This window comes from Pseudoalteromonas sp. SIMBA_162 (assembly GCF_046535955.1).
Lineage (GTDB): Bacteria > Pseudomonadota > Gammaproteobacteria > Enterobacterales > Alteromonadaceae > Pseudoalteromonas > Pseudoalteromonas marina.
In genome coordinates, this window is sequence record NZ_JAWJBQ010000526.1 from 1 (window position 1) to 266 (window position 266).

Here is a 266-nt window from a genome sequence, read left to right on the forward strand (position 1 = left end):
CAAACGTGAACTCCACACAAATACGCGCAATGATTGGAAATCGTGTCATGCTGAGTTACCTAATCGATGAGGTGAAATCAGCAGGAAATGTTGTACAAGTAACAGGACGTGGAGATGGCCATGGTGTAGGAATGAGCCAATGGGGCGCACAAAAAATGGCTGATATTGGTGGTAAAACCTATGAAAAGATATTAAAGTTTTATTATAGTGGCATATCCATCGTAAAAATTTATGACCCTATCGCTCATGTGATAAGTCCCTTCCCT

At 41.0% G+C, this 266-nt stretch carries 1 pseudogene; it reads left to right on the forward strand.

What is annotated here, in order from left to right:
* Positions 1 to 47 precede the first annotated feature (47 nt).
* Positions 48 to 266, forward strand: a pseudogene (locus R0J88_RS20785) (hypothetical protein); the annotation flags it as partial.